The organism is Dactylosporangium sp. CS-033363, from assembly GCF_050942475.1.
Taxonomy (GTDB): Bacteria; Actinomycetota; Actinomycetes; order Mycobacteriales; family Micromonosporaceae; genus Dactylosporangium.
Map to the genome: position 1 here is coordinate 9,599,373 of NZ_CP192032.1, position 26,321 is coordinate 9,625,693.

The window sequence follows — 26,321 nt, forward strand, 5'->3', positions numbered from 1 at the left end:
GCTACACAGACAGGGGTGAGGGCAGTCGTGTACGACCGCTACGGACCCCCGGACGTCCTGCGCCTGGACACCGTCCCCGTCCCGACCCCTTCGGCCGGCCAGGTGCTCGTCAAGATCGCGGCCACGTCGATCAACCTGAGCGACTGGGAGACCCTGCGCGGCACGCCGTTGTACTCCCGGATCGGCGGCCTGCGCACCCCCGCCCGCCCGACGCTCGGCTCGGACATCGCGGGCTGGGTCGCCGCGGTGGGCCCTTCCGTGACCGGCTTCAGCCCCGGCGACGAGGTGTACGGCGACAACCTGGCGCTCAAGGGCGGGTTCGCGGAGTACGCGGTGGCCCCTTCGTCAGCGCTGGCCCTGAAGCCTCCGGGCCTGACCTTCATCGAGGCGTCCACCATCCCGCAGGCGGGCGTGATCGCCCACCAGGGAACGGCCGGCGTCACGCCCGGCCAGAAAGTCCTGATCAACGGCGCGGGCGGCGGCTCGGGCGCGTTCGCCATCCAACTGGCCAAACAGCTCGGCGCCCACGTCACCGGCGTGGACAACTCGGGCAAACTCGACTTCATGCGCTTGGTGGGCGCCGACGAGGTGCTCGACTACCGGCGCGACGACTTCACCCGCCACGGCCCGTACGACCTCATCCTCGACCTGGTGGCGCACCGGTCGGTGTTCGCGTATCGCCGGGCCCTGGCCCCGGGCGGCCGCTACCGGTGCGTGGGCGGCTCGGTGTCCACGCTGCTGCGGGTCCTGACGGTCGGCTCGCTGGCCGGCCTCGCCACGGGCCGGCGGCTCGGGGTGCTCGCCGTGCGGGAGGGACCGGCCCATTTCGAGCCGGTCGCCCAGCGGTGCGTGGCGGCGGAACTCAAGATCCACGTGGACCGCGTCTTCACGCTCGACGAGGTCCCGGCGGCCCTCACCCGGGTCGGCGAGGGCCACGCGCTGGGCAAGGTCGTCGTCAGCGCACCGTGACCCGCGCCGCACCCGGCCGGCTCGCCGGCGCGGCGCCCTCCGCCCGGGACCGGACCAGCACGGCCGCGGCCACCAGCAGCCACAGCAGGTCCCAGCCGGCGATCGCCCACAGCGCGAGCGGCGCGGGCGGGCCACCGGAGCCGGCCATCGCCGGGATCAGGACCAGCAGGGTGTACAGGCCGAGCGCCAGCGGCAGCCACCGCGCGGCTCCGGACCACGCACCCGCGCGGGCGACCACCGCGCCGGCGACGACCAGGCCGGCCCCGGTCAGCAGCGGCGAGACGGCGAACAGCACGTCGCCGACGTCCGCACTGTGCGGCCAGACGACCTCGGCCGCGGCGATCGCGAGTTGCCCGGCGGCCGCGGCGGCGAGCCCGATGCGCCCGGCCCGGCCCAGCGCCCCGGCGGACGAGAGCGCCAGGGCGGCGACGGCCGCCAGCTCGCCGAGGTGGATGACGGTCTGCAGGAGCCAGCCCAGCCGGGGCTCCCAGCCGGCGACGGCCGAGCCGCCGGCGTACACGACGGCGAATGCGGTGATCAGCAGGGCGGCGACGGCGCTCGCCCGGGTCCGGTCCATCCGAGGCTCCTTCGGTTCGAAGTGATGCGCTCACCCTCGCCCGCCACGCCGGCCCCGGACCAGGGCGCAGACACCTGAACCACAACAGGTGCAGGCACCCTTGTGAGCCGGACCGCGCCTTGCGAGCATCGCCGCATGACCCGATTCCGGATGCAGCGGTGGCCGGCGGCGCTTCTGGCGCTCGCCGTGCTCGTCGCCGCCGCGTCCGGGCCGGTGTCGATGGGCCGCGAGCCGCTGTTCGACACGGTCCTGTATCCGCTCAACGCGGTGGCCCTCGCGCTCGCCGGCGCCTTCATCGCGTCGTACCAGCGCGCCAACCCGCTCGGCTGGATCCTGCTCGGCATGGGCACCGTGGCGGCCTGGGTCGAGTTCGCGGAGGGGTACGGCAAGCATCCCGGATGGCCGGCCGCCGACGTGATCGAGTGGCTCGGCAACTGGACCAACATGCTCGGCATCGGCTGCACCGCCATCGTGCTCACCCTGTTCCCGACCGGGCACGGGATCGGCCGCGGCCGGCGCGCGCTCGTGTGGGCCGGCGTGGTGTCGGCCGCGCTCATGGCGGCGGGCGCCGCGCTCGGCCACGACAACGACCCGATGTACCGCTCCGGGCGCAACCCGCACGCGATCGCCGGTTTCGGCTCCGTGTACCTCGCCGGCCAGATGCTGTTCAGCGCGACGCTGGTGAGCGCGATCGCCGTGCTGGTCGTGCGGTACCGCCGGTCCACGGGCATCGAGCGGCAGCAGCTGAAGTGGGTGACCTACGTGGTCGTCCTGCTCGCGATCGCCGGCCCGCTGGCCATCTTCCTGTACAACGACAGCGTCGCGGTGCAGCTGGCCATCGCCGTCGTCGTCACCGCCCTGCCGGCCGCGATCTGCGTGGCGATCCTGCGGTACCGCCTGTACGACATCGACGTCATCGTCAACCGGACGGTCGTCTACGGCCTGCTCACCGTGCTGCTCGCCGCCGCCTACCTGAGCACCGCGTACGTCATCGGCGCCCTCGTCGGCGGCCGCGGCTCACCCTGGGCGACCGCGGGCGCCACCCTGGCCGGCGCCGTCGCGTTCCGGCCGCTGCGAACCCGGATTCAGCTGGCCGTCGACCGCCGCTTCCGCCCGGCCCGCTACCAGGCGTTCGCCCGCATCGACGCGTTCATGGCCGGCCTGCGCGCGGGCACGGCCGACCCGGAGGCCCTCGAGGACCTGCTGCGCTCCGTCACCGGCCAGGAAGAACTGCGGCTGCGGTACCTCGAGCCGGGCGACCCGGACCCGGCCGGCGAGCCCGGCGGCCAGCACCCCGCCGGCGAGCTGGGCGACCCCGACCCCGCCGGCGAGCTGGGCGACCCTGACCCCGCCGGCGGGCCCGGCGGCCAGGTGCACCGGATCGTCGAACGGGCCGGCACGCCGCTGGCGGTGCTCGGCTACGCCGCCGGAACGCCCGACGACGCCGTGCGGCTGGTCGTCGAGGTGGTCGAGCGGGCCGGCCTGGCGGTCGAGATCGGCCGCCTTCGGGTCGCCCTGCGCCGGCAGCTGACGGAGGTGGAGGCCTCCCGGGCCCGGATCGTGGCCGCCGGATACGAGGAGCGCCGGCGCCTGGAGCGAGACCTGCACGACGGAGCCCAGCAGCGGCTGGTCAGCATCGGCCTGGCGCTGCGCAACCTGCAGTTCGCCACCGCCGACCAGGCCGCGCGCCAGTCCCTGGACGCCGTCGTGGCGGAGCTGAGCACGGCGATCGCCGAACTGCGCGACCTGGCGCAGGGCATGCGCCCGGCCCAGCTCGACGACGGCCTCGACGCGGCGCTGCGCGAACTGGCCGCCCGCACGCCCCTGCCGGTCACCGTCCGCATCGGCCCGGACCGCTACCCCGACGACGTCGAGGCGACCGCCTACTTCGTGGTCTGCGAAGCCCTCACCAACGCGGTGAAACACTCGGGCGCCCGGGGCATCGAGCTGACCACCGGCCGCCGCGACGGCCGGCTCCTGCTGACCGTGCGCGACAACGGCACCGGTGGCGCCGAGCCGGACCGCGGCTCCGGCCTGCGCGGCCTGGCCGACCGGGTGGCGGCCCACGGCGGCCGGCTGCTGGTCGAGAGCCGCTCGGGCGCCGGCACCACGATCACCGCGGAGCTGCCATGCGGGTCGTGATCGCCGAGGACCAGGTGCTGCTCCGCGACGGCCTGGTGCGACTGCTCACCGACCGCGGCCACGAGGTCGTCGCCGCCGTGGGCGACGCCGAGGCCCTGACCGCCGCGACCGGCCGGCACCGCCCCGACCTCGTGGTGGCCGACGTTCGCATGCCCCCGACGTTCACCGACGAGGGCCTGCGGGCCGCCCGAGAGATCAAGCAGACCCACCCGGAGGTCGGCGTCCTCGTCCTGTCGCAGCACGTCATCGCCACGCACGCGGTGGCCCTGGTCGGCCGCCCGGGCTTCGGCTACCTGCTCAAGGACCGAGTCCTCGACGTCGAGGAGTTCCTGGCGGCCGCCCACCGGGTCGCGGCCGGCGGTTCCGCCCTCGACCCCCACGTGGTCGCCTCCCTGCTCGCCACCCGCCGCGACGACCCCCTGGCCGTCCTGTCCGAGCGCGAACGGCACGTCCTCGCGCTGATGGCGGAGGGCCTCAACAACCCGGCGATCGCCCGCCGCCTGGTCGTCAGCGAACGCACCGTCGAGGGCCACGTCCGGCACCTGCTGCTCAAACTCGACCTCACCGAGTCCGACGACGGCCACCGGCGGGTGCTCGCCGTCCTGGCCTACCTACGCCACCCCGGCCCCGCATGACGACAAGGCGATCCGCAGCGAGACGGGCCTCGCCGGCTTCGAGGGCACCCTTGGCGGCCTGTGCGCCCCTGCGGGACCGCTCAGCCCCGCGCGGCCTGACGCCTGAGTTGTAGCTCGTGAGGGGGTGCGGGTGGAGGCGGAGCCTCCCCCGCCTATCCAGGAATAGAGTGGGGCGGGCGGGACTCGAACCCGCGACCAAGGGATTATGAGTCCCCAGCTCTAACCTGCTGAGCTACCGCCCCGAGCGTCGCAAGCTTACCGAGCCGCGCAAGTGCAATGCCGCCCCGGAACAGGGCGGGGCGCGAAAAAGGCCTCCGAGGAGGCCTGAAGTCCGTCGAACTGGCTCCCGCGATAGGACTCGAACCTATAACCTGCCGGTTAACAGCCGGCTGCTCTGCCAATTGAGCTACGCGGGATCGTGCATCCCCTCTGTTCGAGGGCGACCGGGAAAGAGTACAGCACGACTCGGGGGGTCTTCGCCACCGGGTATCCCGAACGGGTGGGTGAGGGCGGGCGACAAGATCGATGTGTCGGGCCGGCTGTGGGCGGGTATGTCAACACCAGGCGGCGCACTGTGCACAAATGACCCAGCGCCGTGAGAAGGAGGTCGTCGCCATGCGCGGCAAGCTACTGTTCCTCGGCGGTCTGGCCGCGGGCTTTGTGCTCGGTGCCCGGGCCGGTCGGGAGAAGTATGAGGAGCTCAAGGCCACTGCTCTGAAGATCAAGGAGAGCCCGACGGTCCAGGAGGCCGCCGGTGTTGTCCAGGAGCAGGCGACGCGGCTCTACAACGACGGCAAGACCAAGGTCACCGACAAGCTGGCGAACAGCCGGTTCGCGGAGACCGAGGTGGGGCAGCGGCTGCTGAACACGCCGCCGAACCCCGCGCTGGAGCGGGACCTCGCGACGACGAGCACGCCGTCGTCGGGGACCAGCTTCTGACCAAGCGACACGCGAAGGGCCGGCCCGCATCGGGCCGGCCCTTCCATGTATCAGGACGACGTATCAGGACGACGACGAGAAGGCCGCGTCGAAGGCGGCCGAGGGCGCGTCGAACGCCAGGCGGCGCACGAACTGCAGGGCCTCGGGCGCGCCGACGAGGCGGTCCATGCCCGCGTCCTCCCACTCGATCGAGAGCGGACCGCTGTACCCGATGGCGTTCAGGGCCCGGAAGCAGTCCTCCCAGGGCACGTCGCCGTGGCCGGTGGACACGAAGTCCCAGCCGCGGCGCAGGTCGGCCCAGGGCAGGTGGGACGCGAGCCGGCCGCGGCGGCCGTCGCCGGTGCGGACCTTGGCGTCCTTGCAGTCCACGTGGTAGATGCGGTCGGCGAAGTCGAGGATGAAGTTCACCGGGTCGAGCTCCTGCCACACGAAGTGCGACGGGTCCCAGTTGAGGCCGAACGCGGGGCGGTTGCCGATGGCCTCGAGGGTGCGCTTCGCGGTCCAGTAGTCGTACGCGATCTCGCTGGGGTGCACCTCGTGCGCGAACTTGACCCCGACCTCGTCGAACACGTCGAGAATCGGGTTCCAGCGGTCGGCGAAGTCCTGGTAGCCGGCCTCGATCATCGCCGGGGGTACCGGCGGGAACATGGCCAGGGTGTGCCAGATCGACGAGCCGGTGAAGCCCACGACCACGTCGACGCCGAGCTTGCGCGCGGCGCGGGCGGTGTCCTTGATCTCCTCGGCGGCGCGCCGGCGGACGCCCTCGGGCGAGCCGTCGCCCCAGATCCGCGCGGGCAGGATGTCCTGGTGCCGCTGGTCGATCGGGTGGTCGCAGACGGCCTGGCCCACGAGGTGGTTGGAGATGGCCCAGACCTTCAGGTTGTGCTTCGCGAGCGTCTCGAGCTTCCGGTCCACGTAGGACTCGTCGGCCAGGGCCTTGTCGACCTCGAAGTGGTCGCCCCAGCAGGCGATCTCGAGGCCGTCGTAACCCCATTCGGACGCCAGGCGGCAGACCTCCTCGAACGGGAGGTCGGCCCACTGGCCGGTGAAGAGCGTGATTGGACGCGCCATGCTGACGATCCTCCGAGATGAAGGGTTCAGGCGCGAGGGAGACCTGCGGATGTGCACGAGCGGAAACTGCAAGTGGGTTGCGCCCCCACGAGGCCAATCGTAGAGGTTCCCCGCCCGCCCGGACAACGCCGCGCCTGGCCCCGGCCGGTGTCGGCGTCACCGGCCGGGACCGCGCCGCGCTGAACTGCCCGGGCGGGCGGGACCCGAAGGACGAGCCGGTCGGCGTCTCGGCTCATCCAACGTCTAGGACATCAGCGAGAACTCATCGATATCGAACAGCGAGCCGCTGCCGCCGTGGCAGACGAGGTACAAAACCGTGGAGGTCGAGGCCGTGAGCGGAATCGCGGCCTCCCGGAACGTGTCCCATCCGCCGGTGTTCGGCACGCTCAGCGTCCCCAGCAGCGCCCCGGTGGGCGAGCCGGCCCGGAACTCGATCGTCCCGCCGGCGCCGCCCGAGGAGTAGCGCACCCGCGCACCGGCGAGCGGCGAGAGCGTCACCCCGCCGTACGAGGCCCAGTCGTTGTTGTCGATGTAGCCGGCGGTCTGCCCACCGGTCGCGCCCGCGTGCCCGGCCGGCTGCATGCCGCTCGTCGACGTCCAGCCCTCGCCCTGCTTGGTCACGGCGGTGCGGGCGACCGTGAACTGGTCGACGTCGAACAGCGAGCCGCCGGTACCGCGGAAGACCAGGAACAGCGAGGTCGAGGACGAGGAGGACAGCGTCGTGAACACGTCCCGGTACGACTCCCAGCCCCCGGTGCCGGGCACGGCCACGGATCCGAGCAGCGTCCCGGTGACCGACCCGGCCCGGAACTCGATGGTGCCGCCCGCACCCGCGGAAGCGACGCGAACCGTCACACCGCGAGCGTTCGCAAGGGACACGTTGTTGTACGACGCCCAGTCCCCGTTGTCGATGAACCCGGCCGTCCGGCCACCGACCGCCGGCCCGTGCGAGGCGATCTGCACGCCGCCGGTCGAGGCGTAGGACTCGCCCTGGACCACGGACGAGGAACCGGTCGGCACCGAGCAGTCGGCATCGACGCGCTTCGCGGTGTACCGGACGGCGCCGAGCAGCAGCGCCGTGAACGACGGATCGGTGTAGCTCTCCTCCGTGTGCCCGAACCCGGTGTAGAAGGAGCGTCCGGCGTCGATGGTCTTGCACCACGTGATCGGGTGGTCGCCCATCGTCCCGCCGGAGTACGACGACTCGTTGAGCGATGCGAGCACATGCGCGCTGCTGCGCGGGTTGGACTGGTAGTTGTACCACTCGTCGGTGCGCGTCCAGGTCGCGCCGAGATGCGCGGTCGCCGGATGCGCGCGGTCCTCCACGGTGACGCTCGCCTGCTGGATGGCCGGGTGCGACGAGAACCAGGCGCCGACCAGCGTGCCGTAGAACGGCCAGCCGTACTCGGTGTCCGCGGCCGCGTGCACGCCGACGTACCCGCCCCCGCCGCGGATGTACGCCTCGAAGGCCGACTGTTGCGCGTCATTGAGCACATCGCCGGTGGTCGACATGAAGACGACCGTCTGGTACTGCGCGAGGTTGGCCGCCGTGAACAGTCCGGCGTCCTCGGTGGCGGTGACGGTGAAGTTGTTGGCGGAACCGAGCGCCTGAATGGCGGCGATGCCATTCGGGATGGACGAGTGGCGGAACCCGGCCGTCTTCGAGAAGACCAGCACCTTGTACGGCGCGTCGGCCGCGCAGGCGGGCGCGGCACTGAGCACGCTCGAGAGACCGATGAGGCTTGCCGTAGCGGCGGCGAGCCACGAGCGGATGGTCATGACAGTTCCTCACGATCGAGTCGTTGCGGGTCTGCGCGCGCCGCCGCGCTGTCATGTCGTATGCGGTTGTCCGGGCCCGGCGCGGCGCCTGGTTGACGCCGCGCCGGAGCTCCGGTCTTGCTCTCCCCCGGGCCTGGTACCCCCACCCGCGGGGCGCAACCGCGGGCAGTCCCTCGCCACCGGACCCGGCGAAGAAGTCTCAGCCTCGAATCCCCAGCAGGTGCTCCATCGCCAGCTGGTCGAGGCGCTCGAACGCCATGCCGCGCGCGGCCACGGCGTCGATGTCGATCTCCTCGGCGCGCAGCTGGTCGAGGGTCTCCCCCGGCAGCAGCGTCGGCACCGAAAGCTCGTCCACCCGCGCGCCGGCCAGCGCGGCCGACACCTCCGGATCGTCGCGGAACGTGCGGACCTTCTCCCGCAGGATCAGGTAGTTGCGCATGCAGGCCGCCGCGGTGACCCAGACGCCCTCGGCGTCCTCGGTGCGTGGGGGCTTGTAGTCGAAGTGCCGCGGGCCGGCGTACGCGGTCGGGTAGCCGGAGCTGTTCTCCAGCACGTCGACCGTCCAGAACGCGCCGCGCAGGTTGCCCGCCCCGAAGCGCAGGTCCTGGTCGAAGCGCGGCCCGTGCTGGCCGTTCAGGTCGATGTGGAAGAGCTTGCCGTGCCACAGCGCCTGCGCGATGCCGTGCGCGAAGTTCAGCCCGGCCATCTCCTCGTGCCCGACCTCCGGGTTCAGCCCGACCCGCGACGGCTCGTCGAGCGTCGAGATGAGCGCGAGCGCGTGGCCGATCGTGGGCAGCAGGATGTCGCCGCGCGGCTCGTTGGGCTTGGGCTCGATGGCCAGCCGGATGTCGTACCCGCGCTCGCGGATGTAGGCGCAGATGGCGTTGATGGCCTCGCGGTACCGGTCCAGCGCCGCCCGCATCTGCTTGCCCGCCCCGGACTCGGCGCCCTCGCGGCCGCCCCAGAGGACATAGGTCGGCGCCCCCAGCTCGGCCGCGAGGTCGATGTTGCGCAGCACCTTCTGCAGGGCGTAGCGGCGCACGGCGCGGTCGTTGGCGGTGAACGCGCCGTCCTTGAAGACGGGGTGGCCGAACAGGTTCGTGGTGGCCATCGACACGACCAGGCCGGTGTCGTCGAGCGCCTCGCGGAAGCGCGCCACGACCTTGTCCCGCACGGTGCCGTCGCTGCCGAACGGGATCAGGTCGTCGTCGTGGAAGCTGACGCCGTACGCCCCCAGCTCCGCCAGCCGGTGCACGGTCTCGACCGGATCGAGCGCCGGCCGCGACGCCGCGCCGAAGACGTCCTGGGCCTGCCAGCCCACCGTCCACAGCCCGAACGAGAACCGGTCAGCCGGTGTAGGGGCGTACGGGTCGCTCATGCCGAGTCCTCCGCTTCGCTCCGGCCCCGACATGTCAAACTGAGCCCCTGGTGAACGGCCTCGACGCTCCGCTTTGAGCCGCTCACGCCACGCTCACCCAGGACGAGTCCGATCGTGCGACAGCGTCCAGTACGAGCTGGACCTGAAGAGCGTCCTCAAAGGACGGTGTCGGGTCCGCTCCGGTCGCGATCGCCTCGATGAAATCGCGCATCTCGTGCGTGAACGAGTGCTCGTATCCGATGATGTGCCCCGGCGGCCACCAGGCGCCGAAGTAGGGGTGCTCGCCCTCGGTCACCAGGATGCGCGACCAGCCCTGCTCGGCGCCGGGGCGGGTCGCGTCGAAGAACTCCAGCTCGTTCAGGCGCTCAAGATCGAAGGCGAGGCTGCCGTACTCCCCGTTGACCTCGACCCGCAGCCCGTTCTTCCGCCCGGTCGCGAAGCGCGTCGCCTCGTACGTCGCCACGGCGCCCCCGTCGAGCCGGGCGATGAACAGCGCGGCGTCGTCGACGGTCACCTCGCCGGTGGCCGTGCCGGCCGAGGCGGACAGTCCGCTCGAGGCCTCCGGCAGCGGCCGCTCCTTGATGAACGTCTCGGTCAGGCCGGACACGCCCGTGATGCGCTGGCCGGTGACGAACTGGGTCAGGTCGATGATGTGCGCGCCGATGTCGCCGAGCGCGCCCGAGCCGGCCTTCTCCTTCTGCAGCCGCCAGACCAGCGGGAAGCTGGGCTCGACGATCCAGTCCTGCAGGTACGCGGCGCGGACGTGGCGGATCGCGCCCAGCCGCCCCGCGGCGATCATGTTGTGCATGAGGCTCACGGCGGGCACGCGGCGGTAGTTGAAGCCGCAGGCCGAGCGCACCCCGCCGGCCCGGGCCTTGACCGCCGCGGCGACCATCGCCCGGGCCTCGTCCACGGTGTTCGCGAGCGGCTTCTCGCACAGCACGTGCTTGCCCGCCTCGAGTGCGGCGATGGCGATCTCGGCGTGGCTGTCGCCCGGGGTACACACGTCGATGACGTCGATGTCGTCCCGGGCGATCAGCTCGCGCCAGTCGGTCACCGCCTCGGCCCAGCCGAGCCGGGCCGCGGCCTCGGCGACCTTGGCCTGATCACGGCCGCAGACGGCGACCATGCTGGCCCGCGCGGGCAGGTCGAAGACCCGGTTCACGGTGCGCCACGCCTGTGAGTGCGCGGCGCCCATGAAGGCGTATCCGACCATGCCGACGCGCAGCTCCTGACTGGACACTGGCGGTTCCTTTCTCGACAAGAACAGTGGTTCAGGACTTGAAGCCGAGCGGCAGGTACTTGTCGACGTTGTCCTTGGTGATCGTCTCGGACTGCAGGACGATCAGCTTCGGCACCTGCAGCTCGACCAGGTCGCCCATGCCCTTGCCCTGGGCCGCGAGGCGGGCCAGGATGATCGCCGACGAGGCCATCGACGGCGGGTACGTCACGGTCGCGGTCAGCACCGTGTCGCCGGACTTGATGTGGTCCATCGCGTCGCGCGAGCCCGCGCCGCCGACCATGAAGAACTCCTTGCGGCCGGCCTGCTGAATCGCGGCGAGCACGCCGACGCCCTGGTCGTCGTCGTGGTTCCACAGCGCGTCGAGCTTCGGCGCGGCCTGCAGCAGGTTCGCCGCGGCGGCCTGGCCGGTCTGCACCGTGAAGCCCGCGGCGACGCGGTGCTTGACGCTCAGGCCGTAGGTCTTGAGCGTGTCGGCGAAGCCCTTCGACCGGTCCTTGGTCAGCTGGAGCTCGTCGATGCCCGGAATCTCGCCGATGACCGCGTCGGTCTTGCCCTTGAGCTTCTCGCCGACGTAGTGCCCGGCGGCGACGCCCATGCCGTAGTTGTCGCCCTTGATGAGGCAGAACGACGCGGCCGAGTCGGAGAACTCGCGGTCGAGGTTGATGACGATGATGCCGGCGTCCATGGCCTTCTTGCCGACCGCGGTGAGCTGGGCGCCGTCCTGCGGCAGCAGCACGATCGCGTCCGGCTTGCTGGCGATGAGGGTCTCCAGCGCGGCGATCTGGGCCGGGGCGTCCTTACCGGCGTCGACGGCCTTGAGCGTCACGTCGGAGAACTTCGCCGCCTGCGCCTTGGCGTTGGCGGTGATGGCGCCGATCCAGCCGTGGTCGGCCGCGGGGGCCGAGAAGCCGATGGTGACGGCCTTGCCGGGGGCCTCGCTGGCGGCGTTGCCCTCCTTGGTGTTGGTCTGCGGCTCGCTGTCCTTGGTGTCGTTCGACGTGCAGCCGGCCAGCAGCGCACCGGCGCCGAGGGCGGCCCCGCCGAGCAGGAGCCGGCGGCGGGACATGTCGCTCATCGCGACCTCCAATTGGGGTGTTTTTGGGTGTGGGGAACGGAGCTTCTGTCCCGGCGTGGACGGAAGCTTGGGTTTTTCGAGAGAAGCTAGGACGCTTTTCGGCGGCGCCAGAGCGAGATGATCGGGAACGCCTGGATGAGCACGGCGACCACGATGATGCCGCCCTTGATGATCCGCTGCAGGTCGAGCTGCAGGTTGTTGATCACGAACAGGTTGGTGATCTGCGTGAAGATGAGCACGCCGAGCAGCGAGCCGACGATGGTGCCGCGGCCGCCGGTCAGCGCCGTGCCGCCGATGATGGCGGCGGCGATCGCGTCGAGCTCGTAGAGATCGCCGTGCGTGTTGCTGCCGGACGTGGTCTGGGAGACCACGATCAGGGCGGCGATGCCGCAGCAGATGCCCGACAGGACGTACAGCAGAACGGTGTGCAGCCGCACGTTGATGCCGGCCAGCCGGGCCGCCTCGGCGTTGCCGCCGATGGCGACGGTGCGCCGGCCGAACGTCGTGCGGTTGAGCAGGACCCAGCCGAGCGCGACCACGACCAGGAAGATGATCGCCACCACGGGGACCCCCAGGACCTTCGTGGTGGCGAAGCCGTTGATGAACGCGTCGTGGTTGATCTGCGTCTGCGAGCCGGAGATGCTCTGCGCGAGCCCGCGGGCCGACAGCATCATCGCGAGCGTGGCGATGAAGGGAACCAGCCGGCCGTACGCGATGAGACCGCCGTTGACCAGGCCCGCGCAGGCGCCGACGGCGATCGCGGCGAAGATCATGGAGAAGGCGCCGTAGCTCTGGGTGGCGACCGTGGTGCACCAGACGCTCGCCAGGGCCAGCAGCGCACCCACCGACAGGTCGATGCCGCCGCTGATCATGACGAAGGTCATGCCGATGGTCAGCACCCCGATGCTGGAGGCCTGGGTGAGCACCGTCAGCTCGTTGCTCCACAGGCGATCGGCGTCGAGGAAGATCTCCGGCTTGGTGATCATGCCGATGATCAGCAGCAGCAGGAGCACGCCGATCAGGGCCAGGTTGCGCTTGGTGTGGTCCGCGTTCTCGCGGTTCCACCAGCTCTGGGCGGTCACGCGGGGCGGGTCGTGGACGTCCACCGGTTCAGTGGCGGTGCTCATGCGGCGGTCCCTTCGGGGGTGGTGCTCGAGAGATCGGCTCCGTCGAGCAGCGACCCGGCCATGACCAGGTCGAGCACGGTGTCTTCGTCGAGTTCGCCGGCGGGGGCCTCGCGCACGACCCGCCCCTCGCGCATGACGAGCACGCGATCGGCGAGACCGAGCACCTCCGGCACCTCGCTGGAGACGAGCAGCACGCCGACGCCCTCGTCGGCGAGCCTGCGGATGACCTGGTAGAGCTCGGCCCGCGCGCCGACGTCGACACCGCGGGTCGGCTCGTCGAGCAGCAGCAGCTTGGTCCCGCCGAGCAGCCAGCGCCCGACCACGACCTTCTGCTGGTTGCCGCCGGACAGGGTGCGCACCGGGCGGCGCACGTCCGCGGGGCGCAGGTCCAGCCCGCGGGTGACCTCCTCGGCCGCGACCCGCTCGCGCCCGGCGTCGGTGAACCCGCCGCGGGCGTAGCGCGTGAACCCGGCCAGCGTGACGTTGCGGTAGATCGGCTCACCGAGCAGCAGCGCCTGGCTCTTGCGCTCCTCCGGGGCCATCCCGATCCCGGCCCGCACGGCCGCGTTGACGCTGCCCTTGCGCAGTTTCCTGCCGAGCATTTCGACGGTACCGCCTGATGGACGTCGAGCACCGTAGATGGACTCGAGCACCTCCGAGCGGCCGGAGCCGACGAGTCCCGTGATGCCGACGATCTCGCCGCTGTGGACCTTGAGCGAGACGTCCGTGAATCGGCCCGGCAGGGTCAGGTTCTCCACGACGAGCACCGTCGGCGACCCCTCCTTGCTCGCCGGCCGCTCGGGGAACACGTACTCGATGGTGCGGCCGGTCATCCGGCTCACCAGCTCGCGGTTCGGGGTGGTCTTGGCGTCGAGGTTGGCGGCGGTGGTGCGGCCGTCCTTGAGCACCGTGACCCGGTCGCCGATCTCGCGGATCTCGTCGAGGCGGTGCGAGATGTAGATGACCGCGATGCCCTGGGCGGTCAGCCCGCGCACGATGCGGAACAGGTTCTGCACCTCGTCGTGGGCGAGCACGGCGCTCGGCTCGTCCATGATGAGCAGCCGCGCCTCGCGCGACAGCGCCCGGCCCATGCTCACGATCTGCTTCGCGGCGGCGGGCAGCTTGCCGACCTCGCGGGCGACCGGGATCTCGGGGTGGCCGAGCCGGGCCAGGATCGCGGCCGCGCCCTTGCGCATGGCCCGGCGGGCGACGAACCCGCCGTTGCTGGGCTCGTGGCCGAGGTACATGTTCTCGGCGACGCTGAGCCCGTCGACGAGGTCGAGCTCCTGGTAGATGGTGGCGATGCCGGCCTTCATGGCCGCCTGCGGGTTGGCGAAGCCGATCGGCTGGCCCTGCCACTGGATCTCGCCCGAGTCGGGGTTGTGGACCCCGGCGAGCACCTTGATCAGGGTGGACTTGCCGGCCCCGTTCTGGCCCAGCAGGCAGTGCACTTCGCCTTCCCGGACCTCCAGCTGCACCCCGTCCAGCGCGCGAACGCCGGGGAAGGTCTTGACCACGTCGGTCAGGCGCAGCACGGTTTGCGTTGGTTGTGCCGGTTGTACTGTCATGATGGCCGTCCATATGCGAGTTCGCTGGCCAGCACCGCGGCGCCGACGACGCCGGCGCGGGGGCCGAGCTCGGACAGGACGACCGGCAGGTTGCCGGTCGCAAGGGGCAGCGAGCGCCGGTACACCACGCTGCGAATCTCGGCGAGCAGAATGTGCCCGAGCCCGGCCAGCCCCCCGCCGATCACGATCATCGACGGGTTGATGAAGCTGACCAGTCCGGCGAGCACCCCGCCGACGCGCCGTCCGCCGTCGCGGATCAACCGGATGCAGGTCACGTCGCCCTCGGCCGCGCCGTCGGCGACGTCCTTGGCCGTCACCGACCCGCCCGCCGCGAGCCGGTCCGCGAGCGCCGGCGACGCACCGCTGCGCGCCGCCGCCGTGGCGTCCCGGGCGAGCGCGCCGCCGCCGAAGAGCGCCTCCAGGCAGCCGACGTTCCCGCACGAGCAGACCGGCCCGTGGCTGTCGACCTGGATGTGCCCGATGTCGCCGGCGCAGCCGTCGGTGCCCCGGTACACCTCGCCGTTGAGGTATATCCCGCACCCGATGCCGGTCCCCACCTTCAGGAACAGGAGGTTGTCGACCGAGTGCGCGACGCCGCCGTACCGCTCGCCGATGCTCATGATGTTCACGTCGTTGTCCACGACGACCGGGCAGTTGTGCTCGCGGCCGAGCACCTCGCGCACCGGGAACCGGTCCCAGCCGGGCATGATCGGCGGCGAGACGGGCACCCCGTCGCGGAAGCTGACCGGCCCCGGCACCCCGATCCCGATCGCGTTGAGGCGCTCGTACGCCCCGTCCACCCGGAACTTGTGCAGGATCTCGTTGACCCGCTGCAGAATGACCTTGGGTCCCGAGCGGATGTCCGCCGGCTCCCCGTACGCGGCCAGCGGCTCCAGCCGCCCGTCGGTGATCTCGACGTCGATCGAGCTGGCCCCCAGGTCGACCGCGGCGAACCGCAGCCCGGGGTTGAGCTCGACCAGCGTGGACCGGCGCCCACCCCGGCTGGCGGCGGGGCCGGCCTCCCGGATGAGCCCGGTGGCGACGAGCGCGTCCAGGTCGGACAGCAACCGCGGCCGCGGCACCTCCAGCCGGTCGGCGAGTTCCGCCCGCGACAGCGCGCCGGTGTCCCGCAACAACCGGAGCAGGCGCGACTGAACCGGACTGTCAATGGCGCTGACCGTGTTCATTGAAGGCACCCCCTCGTCAGGTCGCAGTCCTCCGGGCGCACCGCGACATGCGGCTACACCACCACACCGCCCACACGCGGATGATTGCGGACCCGTGTGGCCCGCGTTACACCCGTGTTGCGACGAGACTCTAGGCCCCGTCAGACCCCGCGTCCATACCTTCTGGCGCCCGTTACCAAACTTTTGCTGATTCCAGCGGAAGTTCGCCCACTCCCGAATGGAAGCCCGTTTCCGCAGCTCAATGCGGGCGCGACGAGATCATCCGACGTCTCCGAAACCACCACAAACCGCCCACAAGAACTTTGCGGTACGGCAACCAAGCGACACCGAGTGAGCGCTCCCATACCGAGCGCCGTGCGGCTCGCTCAGCTCAGCAGCAGCTTGCCGAGCCGCCGCCCCGCGATCCACAGGCCGCCCGCCGCCATTGCCACCAGGTAGGCCGCGTGCCACAGCAGGGACCACGAGACCAGGCCGAGGCAGATGCCGCGGACCAGCTCCACGCCGTGGTAGAGCGGCGTCAGCTCGATCAGCACCCGCGCCGCGAGCGGGTAGCCCTCCGGCGGGGCGAAGGTGCCGCTGAACAGGAACAGCGCGAACTGCCCCACGTTCACGTAGTCGAAGTCCTGCCACGAGCGCAGGAACGTGGCCAGCCCGAGCCCCAGCCCGCCGAACGCGAACCCGACCAGCAGCGCCGCCGGCAGCGCGGCCAGGGCCCGCAGCGGCGTGGTGAGCTCGAGCGCCACCATCACGCCGAGGAACGCGGCCGCGTAGAACGTGCCGCGCGCCATGGCCCAGAGCAGTTCGCCGGCCGCGAGCTGGGTCGGCGTCACCGGGGTGGCCAGCGTCGCGTCGTACAGCTTCAGGTATTTGAGCTTCCCGAAGAAGTTCATGATGGTCTCGGCGAGGGCGCCCGTCATGCCCGAGGCGGCCAGCGTCGCGGGCGCCACGAACTCGGCGTAGGACACCAGGTGCCCGCCCCCGACCGGCACGTCGCCGATCAGCGCCCCGACGCCCACGCCGATCGAGAACAGGTACAGCAGCGGCTCCGCGAACCCGGCCACCAGCACCAGCCAGTACGAGGCGTGCCGCGCGGCCGCCAGGTTGCGGCCCGTCACCGCCAGGGCGGCCCCGACCCGCCCGTACACCAGCGCCGTCACCATCGCTCAGTCCTCCAGCCGGCGGGCGAAGCCGCGCACCGCGAGCAGGTAGCCCGCCCCGACGAACGCCAGCAGCACCGCCACGTGCGGCCACACGCCCCAGGCCGGCGCGGTGCCCAGGGTCGCGGCGCGGCAGAGCTCGACGCCGTGCCACAGCGGCGACACGTAGGCCAGGCCCCGCACCACCGGCGGCAGCCCCTCGACCGGGAAGAAGACCCCGGCGAACAGCGACATCGGCACCACCACGAGCCGGAACAGCACCGCGAAATACCCGTCGCTGGGCACCTTCGCGGCCAGCGCGAACGTCGGCGCGGCGAACGCCAGCCCGGTCAGGATCGCCGGCCCGAACGCCGCCGGCGCCCACCACGAGTGCAGCGCCCCGAACGGCAGCAGCACCAGCAGGAATGCGGCCGTGGCCAGCCCGACCCGCAGGCACACGTACAGCAGGTGCCCCCGCACGATGTCGCCCGCGGTCAACGGCGTCGCCCGCATCGCGTGGTAGCTGCGAATCCAGTGGAACATCGAGAACACCGGCCAGGACGCGTCGTTCATGGCCACCTGCAGCGCCGTCGAGGCGAGCAGCCCCGGCCCGATCCAGTCCAGGTACGGCGCGCCGAGCCCCGACGGCCGCGCGTCGACGTACCCGCCGACCGTGATGCCCATCGCGACCAGGAACATCGCCGGCTGCGCGAACGAGCTCAGCGCCGAGGAGCGCCAGAGCCGCCGGTAGTAGGCCAGGTGGTATTCCAGCGCCGCGATCGTCCCCGTCATTCGATCAGCGTCCGTCCGGTGAGGTGCAGGAACACGTCCTCCAGCGAGCCGCGGCGGACCAGCGTGCTCGCCACCCGCAGGCCCCGGGCGGCGATGCGGGCCAGGGCCTCGTCGCCGTCGTCGGTGTAGACCAGCACCCGGTCGGGCAGCACCTCGACCCGCTCGCCGATCCCGTCGAGCTTGTCCGGGTCGCCGCCGAAGCGGACCTCGACGACCTCGCGGGTCGAGTGCCGCTCGATCAGCTCGCGCGGCGAGCCCTCGGCGACGATGCGCCCGGCGTCCATCACCACGAGCCGGTCGCACAGCTGCTCGGCCTCGTCCATGTAGTGCGTGGTCAGCACCAGGGTGACGCCGCGCTGTTTCAGCCGGAACAGCCGCTCCCACACCAGGTGCCGGGCCTGCGGGTCGAGCCCTGTCGTCGGCTCGTCGAGCAGCACCAGGTCGGGCTCGTTGACCAGGGCCCGGGCGATCGTCAGGCGGCGCTTCATGCCCCCGGAGAGCGGGTCGACCTTGTCGTCGGCCCGGTCGGTCAGCTGCACGAAGTCGAGCAGCTCGCGGGCCCGCTCCCGGGCGATCCGGCGCGGGATGCGGAAATACCGCGCGTAGACGACCAGGTTCTCCAGCACCGTGAGCTCCGGGTCGAGCGTGTCCAGCTGCGGGCACACGCCGAGCCGGGCGCGGATCGCCGGCCCGTCCCGCGCCGCGTCGAGGCCGAGAATGCGCAGCTCACCGCTGGTCGGCCGGGACACGCAGCCGATCATCCGCATGGTCGAGGACTTGCCCGCCCCGTTGGGCCCGAGGAACCCGAACGCCTCGCCCGGCGCCACCCGGACATCGATGCCATCGACAGCCGTGAAATCCCCGAATCGTTTGACCAGCCCAGTCGCCGCGATCAATGCCCCGTTCTCCACCACGCCCCGACCATAGCCCGGGGGTACGACAGTTTTACGATGCCCCGGTGCGCCTCAACCCGCGCTGGCTCGGGCTGGCCGCCTCGACCCTGCTGGCCGTCAGCGGCTTTCTGGCCGGCAAGCCGCTCCCGCACGACGCGGCCTGGGTCACCGGCGTCTGCGTGTGGTTCGTCGCGCTGATCGCCCTCGGTTACGCCTGGTGGCAGCTGCGCGACCAGCGCGAGGGGCTGCTCGTCACGGCCGCGCTGTGGAGCCTCCCGCTGCTGGTCGCGCCGCCGATGGGCGCGCTGGACGTGTACGCGTACGCCTGCCAGGGCCAGCTCTTCGACGCCGGGCTCAACCTCTACGAGCACGGCCCGGCCGCGCTGCCCTGCACCTGGTTGAACGAAGTGCCGCCGCTGTGGCGCGACACGCCGACGCCGTACGGGCCGCTGTGGTTCGCCCTCTCCGGCGGCGTCGCCTGGCTGGCGCACGGCCATCTGCTGGTCGCGGTCGGCCTGTTCCGCCTGGTCGCGGTGCTGGGCCTGGTCCTGTGCGTCGCGGCCGCGCACCGGATCAGCGACGGCAACGTGGCGCTCGCCGCCAGCCCGCTCGTCCTGGTGCACGTCGTCTCCGGCGTCCACAACGACATCCTGGTCGCGGGCCTCATGCTGACCGGGTTCGCGTTCGCCACGCGCCAGCGGGCGGCCCTCTCCGGCCTCGCGTTCGGCCTGGCCGCGGCGGTCAAGATCACTGCGCTCATAGGTGCCCCGTTTGTGGTACTGCTCGTGCTCACCACCCGCGCCCGCGCCGCGTTCGTGGGGGCGATGGTCGCCACGTACGCCGTCCTCGCCGCGCTGACCGGCCACGGCCTGGGCTTCATCGGCGCCCTGGGGGCCACGGCGGGACTGGTGCAGTGGCTGTCGCTCCCGAGCGGGGTCGGCATGGCCGTCGGGTACGTCCTGCGCTGGATCGGGTACCCCGGCGCGTTCGGCACCGCGGTCGCCGTCGCGCGGGCGGTGGGGTTCGTGGCACTGGCGGTACTGCTGGCGGGGTTGTGGCTTCGAACGTTGCGGGACGTCCGGCGGGACCCGGCGGGGGCGACCGATCGGGTCCTGACCGCGGCCGGGCTGGCGCTGCTCGTGACGGCGGTGCTGGGGCCGGTGTTCTACGCCTGGTACGCGCTCGCCGGGATCGCCGTCCTGGCCTGCACGCAGCTCACCGGCAAGCTGCGCACGGGCGTGCACGTGGCCGTGGTGGCGCTGCCGTTCCTCACCCTGCCGGACAGCCTCGGCCTGGCCACGAAGACCAAGGTGCCGGGCGCGTTCCTGGACGTCGCCCTGATCGTCGCTCTTGTCGTGCGCCTCGCCAGGCGGCGCTCACGCGACCGTGCCGACGCCTGACTTGGCCCAGTCGACGAGTTCGCGGGTGTGCTCGGCCACGCCGGGCGCGGACGTGTCGACGCCGTCGTCGTAGCGGACGGTCCAGCGCAGGCCGTTGACGCCCGGCACCCGCCGCCCGACGACGCGCACGCCCCCGCGCGCCCCGGTGAGCTCCTCGAGCGGGTGGTGCGAGGTGTGCGCGATCGACTTGTTGACCCGCACCCGCACCTGCTCGGGCACCCGGTCGGGGTCGAGCAGCGTGACGACGATCGGCGGGAGGTCCTCCATCACCGCGTACGCGTCGTCGCCGACCGGCACCTCCCGCGCCGCGACGACCTGCAGCTGGCGGCCCGACCAGGTGGCCTTGTGGATCTCGTGCCAGCCCAGCCGCTCGGGCGCGCCGGGCAGCCACAGGCCGTGGTTCGTCGCCACCACCACGTTGTCGCCGGTCGCCCCGGCCCAGGCCACGACCCGCTCGTCCTCGCCCAGCTGGGGGCGGCGGCCGGCGGGCAGCTTGCGGCGCTTCAGAAATCCCAGCACGAACCCATACTCCGCTTCACCGGTCTACCAACGACTCGCGCCCCGGTCGCGCAGGGCCCGGGCGTGCTGCTCCAGCGACACCAGCTCGCTGAACAGCCGCAGGTGCTCCTCCGGGTTCGTGACCGGGTTGATGCGCTGCAGCTTCGACTTCAGCTCGGCGATCGTCCGGTTGAGGGCCATGAGCTGGAGGCGGTTGATGGTCACCTCGACGTACCGCGGATCCGGGTCCCCGTCCAGGCGCAGCGGCTCCACCGCCAGCTCGGCCACCATCGCGCCCGCCGTGAGGTCCAGGCAGGCCTCGCGGACCTGCTCGATCCAGACGGCCCCGCCGGTCGCGGTCGAGGCGCCGCCCGCCTCCAGGACCGCGGTGCGCAGCGAGGCGTAGGTCGGGTGGGTGTACATCTCGGGGCCGATCGCGTCGAACACCGGCCCGGCGAGCGCCGGCTGCTGCAGGGCGAGCTTCAGCGCCTCCCGCTCGACCAGGGCCTCGGCGCTGTCGGGGGCGAGCACGCGGCGCTGTTGCGGGGGCGGCATCGGGTCGATCACGCCCTTGGCCGCCGAGGCGACCGCGCGCTGGACCGTCTCCAGCTCCATGCCGAGGTCGCCGGCGAGCTTGCGCGCGTACTCCGGGCGCAGCGTCCGGTCCTTGATCTTGGCGACCAGCGGCGCGGTGGCCCGCAGCGCGCCCACGCGGCCCTCGGCGGTGTCGAGGTCGAAGCGCTGGCGGACCGAGCGCAGCGCGAAGTCCAGCAGCGGCTGGCGGTCGGCCACGAGGTCCCGGACCGCGGCGTCGCCCTTGGCCAGCCGCAGCTCGCACGGGTCCATGCCGTCCGGGCCGACCGCGATGAAGGTCTGGGCGACGAAGCGCTGGTCGTCCTCGAACGCGCGCAGGGCCGCCTTCTGCCCGGCCGCGTCGCCGTCGAAGGTGAAGATGATCTCGCCGCCGTAGCCGTCCGCGTCCATGAGCAGCCGGCGCAGCACCGAGATGTGGTCGCCGCCGAACGCGGTGCCGCAGGTGGCCACGGCGACCGGGACGCCGGCCAGGTGGCAGGCCATCACGTCGGTGTACCCCTCGACGATCACGACCCGGCTCTGCTTGGCGATCTCCCGCTTGGACTGGTCGATCCCGTACAGCACGTGCGACTTCTTGTAGAGCGGGGTCTCGGGCGTGTTGAGGTACTTCGGCCCGTCGTCGTCGTCGAACAGCTTGCGCGCGCCGAAGCCGATGACCTCGCCCGAGATGTCCTTGATCGGCCACAGCAGCCGGCGCCGGAACCGGTCGATCAGCCCCCCGCTGCGCCCCTCGCGGCACAGGCCGGCGGTGATGAGCTCCTGCGCGGAGTACCCCTTCTGGCGCAGGTACTTCGCCAGGTTGTCCCAGCCCTCGGGCGCGAAGCCGCAGCCGTAGCGCTCGGCCGCCTCCTTGCTGAACCCGCGCTGGGCCAGGAACTCGCGCGCCTTGCGGGCCCCGGGCGTGCCGAGCTGCTCGGCGTAGAAGCGGGCGGCCTCGGCGTGCGCGGAGACCAGGCGGTGCTTCTGGCCACTGGGCCGCACGGGGGCGCTGCCGGCCTCGACGTAGTGCAGCTGCAGCCCGGCCTTGGAGGCCAGCCGCTCGATCGACTCCACGAACGTGAGGTGATCGTGGTCCATCAGGAACTTGATCGCGTCGCCGCCGGCCCCGCAGCCGTGGCAGAAGTACACGTTGCGGGCCGGTGAGACGTTGAACGAGGCCGTCTTCTCGTCGTGGAACGGACACAGCCCCTTGAGGTTGCCCCCGCCCGCCGAGCGCAGCGTGACGTGCTCCGAGATCACTTCCTCGATCGACGTGCGCTCCCGGACCAGGGCGATGTCCTCGTCCTTGATCTTGCCGGCCAACCGCCACCTCCATGCAGTCCGACGACCTACATCCTGCCTCGCGGCTACGACAATCTACGACTCGGCGGGGCATCGAAGCTTGCCGGGCCGTGCGATCCTCGCGACATGTCCACGCCCACCGAGGTGAAGGAAGCGCCGAAACCCCCGAAGCGCCGCCGGCGTCGGGCCCTATGGCGCCTGGCGATCGCCGCCGTCGCGCTCGCCGCGATCGTCCTCACGCCGACCGTGTGGGTGCGCGCGAGCTCCTCCGGCCGCATGGTCACGGTCGAGCAGGCGCCGGTGGCCGACGTGGCGATCGTCTTCGGCGCCGAGGTCGCCCCGGGCGGCCAGGACCCGATGCCGTTCCTGCGCAACCGGCTCGACAAGGCGGCCGCCCTGGTCACCGCGGGCAAGGTCAAGGCCCTGCTGATCTCCGGCGACGCGCACGGCGGCTCGGGCAACGAGGTCCGGGTGATGAGCGACTACCTCGCCCGGCACGGGGTGGAGCCGTCCCGGGTGGTGCTGGACCCCTATGGCCTCGACACCTACGACACCTGCCGGCGCGCCCACGATGTCTACGGCGTCGACCGGGCCCTCCTCGTGAGCCAGGATCTGCACTTGTACCGTGCGGTCACCCTCTGCCGCCGCGTCGGCGTCGACGCCTGGGGCGTGCCGTCGGGGTGCGAAGGCTGCCGAACCGTGACGATCTGGAAGAACCAGGCCAGAGACGTCGCCGCCGCCTGGAAGGCCGCATGGGATGCGGTGCGGTTGCGGGCACCGGCGGTACAGTCGCAGCCTGATCCTGCTCTTGCCAACGCGGTGTCGGCGCACACTCCATAGTGGACCGGCGGTCGCGACACGCCGAATTTCGGGCGACACGCACCCTTCGGGCGACTGCCGTTTTCGCCACACGGCCCGTCCCTTGCGGAATCCGGCATGCGCACCCGGCCGCCCCGGCATACTTGACCAGGTTCTCGGCGGCTTGCTTGTCGTCCTCGGCGGCTTCCTGGTCGTTCTCGGCGGCTTACTTTTTCTGCGAGGGTGGTGCGACCGCGGGTGGTCATCGTGCTGCGGACCACGGACGACGTCCTGCGCTGGGCCGGCCGCCTGGTCGACCCGCCGCTGCGCACGGCGATCGGCCGCCTGCCCGAGCCGTCCCGCGAGGTGGCCGAGCTGCAACTCGGCTGGCACCTGGGCGACGACGTCCCCGCCGCCTCCCTGCGCAGCGCCCTGACCCTGGTCTGCGCGGACGCCGTGGGCGGCGACCCCCACGACGCCGTCCCGGGCGCGGTGGCGGTCGAGCTCATGCACCACTGGTCGGCGATCAGGCGCGATCTCGTTGACGAACGCGCCGACGGTACCGCCTGGAGCGTCCTCGGCCCCGAACCCGCCTCGCTCGGCGGGGAGGCGCTGCTGGCCCTGGCCTTCGACGTGATCGCGACCGGCGACCCGACCCACCACGCGCCCGCGCGGCCGCGGCAGCGATCCGGACAGGCGGGCCCCGACCGGGCCATGCTGCGCGTACTGGGCGACACGGTGCAGGAGTTGTTGCACGGGCAGCACGCCTCGCTCGCCCTGCGCGACAGCCGGACGTCGCGCGCTTCGTCGCAGGTCGCTTCACGCGATGCGCAGGCCTCGTCGGGCGTTGCTTCACGCGGTCCGCAAGCCTCGTCGGGGGTCGCTTCACGCGACGGGCAGGCCTCGTCGGGCGTCGCTTCACGCGATGCGCAGGCCTCGTCGGAGGTCGCTTCACGCGATGCGCAAGCCTCGTCGGGGGTCACGGCGCGTGGCGCGCGGGCCTCGTCGGGGGTCACGGCGCGTGATGGGCGGGGTGAGGTCGTCGGCGAGGAGCGCACGGACCTGTTGCGCGACTGCCTGGCCATGGTCGAGCAGCGCACCGGCGCCCTGTTCGGCTGCGCCTGCGCCCTGGGCGCGGTGGCCGGCGGCGGCGACGCGGCCCAGGTCGAGCGGTTGCGGCTGTTCGGCGTACGGTTGGGCCTGGCCGTCCAGTTCATCGAGGACCTCGGCAGCCTCGGCTCCGACCTGCGCCGCCGCCGGCGCTCCCTGCCCGTGGCGGCGGCGATCGCGGCCGGCGCCGACGAACTGGCCGACCTGTTCGACACCCGCACCCGCATCGGCGACGCCGACGTGGAACGCGCCGCGAAGACGATCGAACAGTCGGGCGCCCGCGACTGGTGCCGCCGGCAGGCCGAGGAACTGCTGTCCCAGGCCCTCCTCGCGCTCGACCTCGCCTCCCCACCGGCCGCGGTGGCCGAACTGGTCTCCCTCGCCCGCCGCGCCACCGCGACTCCGCGCTGAGCGAAACGATGCCGGGCACGGCAACGCCTCGATAACGGGCGAAACGGTTCCCGGCCCGGTTGCGCCCAAGGGGGTGACAGCCGGGAGGGACCACCGTGGCGGACCCCGTCGAGGACGAGTTCCACGAGTTCGTGCGGTCGCGCCTGCCGGGCCTGCGCCGCGCGGCCTACCTGCTCTGCGGCGACTGGACCCGGGGCGACGACATCGTGCAGTGCGCGCTCACCGATGTGTACCTGCGCTGGCGCCGCGTCCGGCGGGCCGACAACGTCGACGCGTACGTGCGGCGGGTCCTCGTCCACCGCTTCATCGACGAGCGAAGGCGCGGCTGGGCGGCCCGGGTCGCCCTGGTCGACCGGCTGCCGGACCGCCCGCAGGAGGACGCCGCGCTGCAGGGCGTACCGGCCGGGCTGGACCTGCACGGCGCCCTCGCGCGGCTGCCCCGGGGCCAGCGGGCGGTCCTGGTGCTGCGCTTCTTCTACGACCTGTCGGTCGAGGACACCGCCGCCACGCTCGGATGCGCGGCCGGCACGGTCAAGAGCCAGACCTCGGCCGCGCTCGCCACGATGCGCCGCCTGCTCAACGAGGCCGACGCCGACGCCGATGCCGCGAAAGGAGCATCGGCGCCGGGGAGATGAGCACCGACGAACGGCGAGCGCGGTGGGTGGCAGGTCAGGCGATCGCGGCCACGACCTGGGCGGCGCGGTCGGCGTGCTTCTGGTACGCGCTCGGGTACGCCGACCGCTGCACCGCCTGCGCCGCCCCCGTCACGCTCATCGACTGCCAGCCGCGGATCTGGGCCAGCGCGTTGTAGAACAGCATCGCCGAGTGGGCCGGGTCCATGAGCTCCGGCACGCTGCCCCACCCCTGGCTCGCCCGCTGCTGGAACAGCCCCACCGAGTCGTGGTCGGTCGAGACCGCGTCGTGCGGGAGCTTCAGTGAGGACGGCACCGCCGGGCTGGCCACGTTGTACAGGTCGCTCTCCTGCATGGCGGTGGCGACCGCGACGACGAGGCCCTTCTCCGGCACGCCCTGCGCCCGGCCCTGCTTGACGATCGCGATGGCGTTGTTCATCTGGGTCTGGTCGAGCCCGGCGACCGGGCGCGGCGGGGCCGGGGGCGCGGGCGCGTCGGCGAGCGCGGCCCACCCGTACACCGGAGCCTCGACGACAAGCGAGGCATCAGCGGCAAAAAGCGGCGAAGCAGGCGAAGCGGTGGACGCGACCGGCGGACGGGCCGGACCGGCCGAAGGCGCCGACGCTCCGGCCGAACCGGAGGCGAGCAGCGTGGCGGACAGGACGACGGCGGACACGGCCGCCGGTTTCACGGGCTGCAGAGCCCGGCGATGTCGCGGCCGGAACTGGCGCGGCAAGGGTTTCAGCAAGGTCAATCCTCGGGAGATCTGGGCGCACGCCATCGGCACGATCCCGTGGTGCACAAAGGGATCGCGCGGCGGCAGGTGCGGCGGTCAGCGGGTGTGACGGGCCAGGATCAGGGTCCCGGCGATCACCCGTCCGAGGAGTTGACGGCGATGGCGTCGAAGAGCACGAGCTGTCTCCTTCCGGTGCCGCCTACCGGGTTAGCTGACGGGTTCGGACGGGAGGATTCGCCCTACCGTGACTCGGTCACGGATACACCCCAAGGACTGCGATGGGTCCCCGGCCCGCGACGCTGAAAGGTGCGGCGCGGCTCGACGGCGCCTGTCCGGTGTCCCCGCGATTC

The 26,321-nt window shown here is 72.1% G+C and carries 23 protein-coding genes, 2 tRNA genes and 1 riboswitch; of the genes, 8 read left to right on the forward strand and 17 right to left on the reverse strand.

The features are described 5' to 3' along the window. The first annotated feature begins 15 nt into the window (after nucleotides 1-15). Nucleotides 16-969 (forward strand): NAD(P)-dependent alcohol dehydrogenase, encoded by a 954-nt coding sequence (locus tag ACQPZ4_RS44225; protein ID WP_433050478.1) that lies wholly within the window; start codon nucleotides 16-18, stop codon nucleotides 967-969. Here ACQPZ4_RS44225 and ACQPZ4_RS44230 read toward each other — a convergent pair. Next, entirely contained in the window at nucleotides 956-1,546 is a 591-nt protein-coding gene (locus ACQPZ4_RS44230; RefSeq protein ID WP_433050481.1) for a hypothetical protein, read from the reverse strand. The genes ACQPZ4_RS44225 and ACQPZ4_RS44230 overlap by 14 nt on opposite strands. Nucleotides 1,547-1,681: 135 nt before the next feature. Here ACQPZ4_RS44230 and ACQPZ4_RS44235 point away from each other — a divergent pair, with 135 nt between their 5' ends. After that, complete coding sequence (locus ACQPZ4_RS44235) at nucleotides 1,682-3,688, forward strand: histidine kinase (RefSeq protein WP_433050484.1); 2,007 nt, start codon at nucleotides 1,682-1,684, stop codon at nucleotides 3,686-3,688. Next, the gene (locus tag ACQPZ4_RS44240) at nucleotides 3,676-4,323 is read left to right on the forward strand and encodes a response regulator (RefSeq protein WP_433050487.1); all 648 of its coding nucleotides are present in this window, start codon (nucleotides 3,676-3,678) and stop codon (nucleotides 4,321-4,323) included. The genes ACQPZ4_RS44235 and ACQPZ4_RS44240 overlap by 13 nt, the downstream gene beginning before the upstream one ends. A 168-nt stretch (nucleotides 4,324-4,491) precedes the next feature. Here the strand turns inward: ACQPZ4_RS44240 and ACQPZ4_RS44245 are convergent. Together ACQPZ4_RS44245 and ACQPZ4_RS44250 are read right to left on the reverse strand one after the other, a co-directional pair. After that, nucleotides 4,492-4,565 (reverse strand) — tRNA-Ile (locus ACQPZ4_RS44245). Nucleotides 4,566-4,663: 98 nt separating this feature from the next. Beyond that, nucleotides 4,664-4,739: transfer RNA gene (locus ACQPZ4_RS44250), tRNA-Asn, on the reverse strand. 199 nt (nucleotides 4,740-4,938) lie between these two features. Here ACQPZ4_RS44250 and ACQPZ4_RS44255 point away from each other — a divergent pair. Then, a complete protein-coding gene (locus tag ACQPZ4_RS44255; protein ID WP_433066949.1) occupies nucleotides 4,939-5,262 on the forward strand; it encodes a hypothetical protein in 324 nt (107 codons plus the stop codon). Nucleotides 5,263-5,325: 63 nt separating this feature from the next. Here the strand turns inward: ACQPZ4_RS44255 and ACQPZ4_RS44260 are convergent, their stop codons facing one another. The 11 genes from ACQPZ4_RS44260 to ACQPZ4_RS44310 form a co-directional block, all read right to left on the reverse strand. Then, nucleotides 5,326-6,333 (reverse strand): sugar phosphate isomerase/epimerase family protein, encoded by a 1,008-nt coding sequence (locus ACQPZ4_RS44260; protein ID WP_433050490.1) that lies wholly within the window; start codon nucleotides 6,331-6,333, stop codon nucleotides 5,326-5,328. A gap of 243 nt (nucleotides 6,334-6,576) precedes the next feature. Further along, on the reverse strand, nucleotides 6,577-8,112 hold the full coding sequence (locus tag ACQPZ4_RS44265) for a ThuA domain-containing protein (RefSeq protein ID WP_433050493.1): 1,536 nt from the start codon (nucleotides 8,110-8,112) through the stop codon (nucleotides 6,577-6,579). A gap of 199 nt (nucleotides 8,113-8,311) precedes the next feature. Further along, nucleotides 8,312-9,490, reverse strand: a complete 1,179-nt coding sequence (gene xylA / locus ACQPZ4_RS44270) for a xylose isomerase (RefSeq protein ID WP_433050496.1) — start codon at nucleotides 9,488-9,490, stop codon at nucleotides 8,312-8,314. An 82-nt stretch (nucleotides 9,491-9,572) separates the two neighbouring features. Continuing rightward, a complete protein-coding gene (locus tag ACQPZ4_RS44275; RefSeq protein WP_433066951.1) occupies nucleotides 9,573-10,706 on the reverse strand; it encodes a Gfo/Idh/MocA family protein in 1,134 nt (377 codons plus the stop codon). A gap of 58 nt (nucleotides 10,707-10,764) precedes the next feature. Continuing rightward, nucleotides 10,765-11,808, reverse strand: coding sequence for a substrate-binding domain-containing protein (locus ACQPZ4_RS44280; protein ID WP_433050499.1), 1,044 nt, complete (start codon nucleotides 11,806-11,808; stop codon nucleotides 10,765-10,767). A gap of 86 nt (nucleotides 11,809-11,894) precedes the next feature. After that, nucleotides 11,895-12,935, reverse strand: a complete 1,041-nt coding sequence (locus tag ACQPZ4_RS44285) for an ABC transporter permease (RefSeq protein ID WP_433050502.1) — start codon at nucleotides 12,933-12,935, stop codon at nucleotides 11,895-11,897. Next, nucleotides 12,932-14,503 (reverse strand): sugar ABC transporter ATP-binding protein, encoded by a 1,572-nt coding sequence (locus ACQPZ4_RS44290; protein WP_433050505.1) that lies wholly within the window; start codon nucleotides 14,501-14,503, stop codon nucleotides 12,932-12,934. Before ACQPZ4_RS44290 ends, ACQPZ4_RS44285 begins: the two co-directional genes overlap by 4 nt. Further along, the gene (locus ACQPZ4_RS44295; protein ID WP_433050508.1) at nucleotides 14,500-15,690 is read right to left on the reverse strand and encodes an ROK family protein; all 1,191 of its coding nucleotides are present in this window, start codon (nucleotides 15,688-15,690) and stop codon (nucleotides 14,500-14,502) included. Before ACQPZ4_RS44295 ends, ACQPZ4_RS44290 begins: the two co-directional genes overlap by 4 nt. A gap of 365 nt (nucleotides 15,691-16,055) precedes the next feature. Next, complete coding sequence (locus ACQPZ4_RS44300; protein ID WP_433050511.1) at nucleotides 16,056-16,850, reverse strand: ABC transporter permease; 795 nt, start codon at nucleotides 16,848-16,850, stop codon at nucleotides 16,056-16,058. Between the two features lie 3 nt (nucleotides 16,851-16,853). Continuing rightward, on the reverse strand, nucleotides 16,854-17,618 hold the full coding sequence (locus ACQPZ4_RS44305; protein ID WP_433050514.1) for an ABC transporter permease: 765 nt from the start codon (nucleotides 17,616-17,618) through the stop codon (nucleotides 16,854-16,856). After that, nucleotides 17,615-18,532, reverse strand: a complete 918-nt coding sequence (locus tag ACQPZ4_RS44310; protein WP_433050517.1) for an ATP-binding cassette domain-containing protein — start codon at nucleotides 18,530-18,532, stop codon at nucleotides 17,615-17,617. Before ACQPZ4_RS44310 ends, ACQPZ4_RS44305 begins: the two co-directional genes overlap by 4 nt. Before the next feature lie 44 nt (nucleotides 18,533-18,576). On the opposite strand from ACQPZ4_RS44310, the gene mptB reads away from it, so the two are divergent. Further along, nucleotides 18,577-19,911 (forward strand): polyprenol phosphomannose-dependent alpha 1,6 mannosyltransferase MptB, encoded by a 1,335-nt coding sequence (gene mptB, locus ACQPZ4_RS44315; RefSeq protein WP_433050520.1) that lies wholly within the window; start codon nucleotides 18,577-18,579, stop codon nucleotides 19,909-19,911. On the opposite strand, the gene ACQPZ4_RS44320 is transcribed toward mptB, so the two are convergent. Together ACQPZ4_RS44320 and dnaG are read right to left on the reverse strand one after the other, a co-directional pair. Further along, nucleotides 19,888-20,427 (reverse strand): hypothetical protein, encoded by a 540-nt coding sequence (locus ACQPZ4_RS44320; protein ID WP_433066954.1) that lies wholly within the window; start codon nucleotides 20,425-20,427, stop codon nucleotides 19,888-19,890. The two genes, mptB and ACQPZ4_RS44320, sit on opposite strands and share 24 nt — an antisense overlap. A 27-nt stretch (nucleotides 20,428-20,454) precedes the next feature. Then, nucleotides 20,455-22,305 (reverse strand): DNA primase, encoded by a 1,851-nt coding sequence (gene dnaG, locus ACQPZ4_RS44325; RefSeq protein ID WP_433050523.1) that lies wholly within the window; start codon nucleotides 22,303-22,305, stop codon nucleotides 20,455-20,457. Between the two features lie 105 nt (nucleotides 22,306-22,410). Between dnaG and ACQPZ4_RS44330 the strand changes: the two genes are divergently transcribed. From ACQPZ4_RS44330 to ACQPZ4_RS44340, 3 genes are all read left to right on the forward strand, one after another. After that, the gene (locus ACQPZ4_RS44330; RefSeq protein ID WP_433050526.1) at nucleotides 22,411-23,124 is read left to right on the forward strand and encodes a SanA/YdcF family protein; all 714 of its coding nucleotides are present in this window, start codon (nucleotides 22,411-22,413) and stop codon (nucleotides 23,122-23,124) included. A gap of 201 nt (nucleotides 23,125-23,325) precedes the next feature. Then, nucleotides 23,326-24,603: a polyprenyl synthetase family protein gene (locus ACQPZ4_RS44335; RefSeq protein ID WP_433050529.1), complete on the forward strand. Its 1,278-nt coding sequence runs from the start codon at nucleotides 23,326-23,328 to the stop codon at nucleotides 24,601-24,603. A 95-nt stretch (nucleotides 24,604-24,698) separates the two neighbouring features. Beyond that, a complete protein-coding gene (locus tag ACQPZ4_RS44340) occupies nucleotides 24,699-25,238 on the forward strand; it encodes a SigE family RNA polymerase sigma factor (RefSeq protein WP_433050532.1) in 540 nt (179 codons plus the stop codon). Nucleotides 25,239-25,272: 34 nt separating this feature from the next. On the opposite strand, the gene ACQPZ4_RS44345 is transcribed toward ACQPZ4_RS44340, so the two are convergent. Further along, a complete protein-coding gene (locus ACQPZ4_RS44345; protein WP_433050535.1) occupies nucleotides 25,273-25,911 on the reverse strand; it encodes a hypothetical protein in 639 nt (212 codons plus the stop codon). A gap of 241 nt (nucleotides 25,912-26,152) precedes the next feature. Then, nucleotides 26,153-26,295, reverse strand: a riboswitch (cyclic di-AMP (ydaO/yuaA leader). Nucleotides 26,296-26,321: the final 26 nt, after the last annotated feature.